1 protein-coding gene and 1 pseudogene are annotated in these 1,687 nt (G+C 70.4%); both read left to right on the top strand.

Going from position 1 to position 1,687, the window contains the following annotated elements:
- Positions 1-523 (top strand): annotated as a pseudogene (locus HUK84_RS17160) (hypothetical protein); the annotation flags it as partial.
- Positions 523-1,687, top strand: a 1,165-nt coding sequence (locus tag HUK84_RS17155) for a cytosine deaminase (RefSeq protein ID WP_218064437.1), incomplete at its 3' end; no start/stop codon positions are given. The pseudogene HUK84_RS17160 and the gene HUK84_RS17155, both read left to right, overlap by 1 nt.

Genomic DNA, 1,687 nt, shown 5'->3' with positions numbered 1-1,687 from the left:
CCACCTGGCCGGCCCGCTGGCGCCCCTGGCGCTGGCGGCGATCGCGCTGTCGTCGGTGGCGATCAATGCCGCCAACGACAATACCGCCGCCTATGCCCTGATGTCCGCCGGCATCCGCCTGAGCCGTCCGCTGAGCGCCGGGGTGACGGCGGGCCTGGCCTATCTGCTGTCGGTCGCGGGAGCGGGGCGGTTCGCGGCCCTGTACGAGAATTACCTGCTGCTGGCGCTGTACTGGATCGCACCCTGGTGCGGAATCGTGCTGGCCGACTGGTATGGTCGCGGTCGTGCGCGCCCCCGTGACGATGCGCCGGACGGGTGGGCGCCGGGGGCGAGCCTGTTCGTGGGGGTGACGGTGCTGACCATCCTGCTGTTTTCGGCCACCCCGCTTTATACCGGGCCGGTGGCGCGGGCGCTGGGCGGGGTGGATATCGGCTATCTGGTCGGGTTCGTGGCCGCGGCGGCCGGGCAGGCGCTGTTGGTCCGGCGCGGCCGCGTGGCCCGGCCGGTGCCGGAGATTGCGTGATGCCCGATCCGATATTTGACTCGGTGTTCGACCCGGTGTTCGACCTGATTCTGCGCCGGGGGCGCCTGGCGGATGGGCGGAGGGTGGATATTGCGATCGATGGCGGGCGGATCGCCGCCATCGCGCCCCGGATCGACGCCGCCGCCCGGCAGGAGATGGATTGCGCGGGGCATCTGGTCACGCCGCCCTTCGTCGATGCGCATTTCCACCTGGACAGCACGCTGTCGGCCGGCCGGCCGCGCCATAATGCCAGCGGCACCCTGCTGGAAGGGATCGCGCTGTGGGGCGAATTCAAGCGGGAGATGGACGAGGCCGACCTGTACGACCGGGCGCATCGCCTGTGCCGGATCGCCATCGCCCAGGGCAATCTGGCGATCCGCAGCCATGTCGATATCGGCGATCCGCACCTGCGCGCGGTGCGGGCGCTGCTGCAATTGCGCGCCGACATGCGGCCCTGGCTGCAGATCCAACTGGTGGCCTTTCCGCAGGATGGATATCTGCGCAATCCGGCGGCGCCGGCGCTGCTGGCGCGGGCGCTGGAGATGGGGGTGGACGTCGTGGGCGGCATCCCGCATTTCGAGCGCACCGCCGCCGACGGCGCGGCCTCGATTGCGGCATTGTGCCGGATCGCGGCCGAGCGCGGCCTGCCGGTGGACATGCATTGCGACGAGACCGACGATCCGGCCTCGCGCCATGTCGAGACGCTGGCCGCCGAGACCGTGCGGTTCGGGCTGCAGGGGCGGGTGACCGGTTCGCACCTGACCTCGATGCATTCGATGGACAATGCCTATGCCGACAAGCTGATCGCGCTGATGGCGCAGGCCGGCCTGGGGGTGGTGGCCAATCCGCTGATCAATATCAGCCTGCAGGGCCGCTATGACACTTATCCCAAGCGGCGGGGCATGACCCGGGTGCGGGAATTGCGCGCGGCCGGCCTGCCGGTCGCCTTCGGCCATGATTGCGTGATGGATCCCTGGTACCGGCTGGGCAGCCACGACATGCTGGAGGTCGCGGCGATGGGCGCGCATGTCGGCCATCTGATGGGCGAGGCGGATTTGCGCGGCTGTTTCGACGCGGTGACGGGCGATGCGGCGCGGGTGATCGGGCTGGACGGATACGGGCTGGCGGTCGGCCGGCCGGCCGACCTGGTGGTGTTGCAGGCGG

It is taken from the genome of Nguyenibacter vanlangensis (assembly GCF_013376155.1).
GTDB lineage: Bacteria > Pseudomonadota > Alphaproteobacteria > Acetobacterales > Acetobacteraceae > Gluconacetobacter > Gluconacetobacter vanlangensis.
The sequence above is the reverse complement of the archived record's forward strand: the minus strand, read 5'-3'. Positions and strand labels throughout refer to the sequence as shown.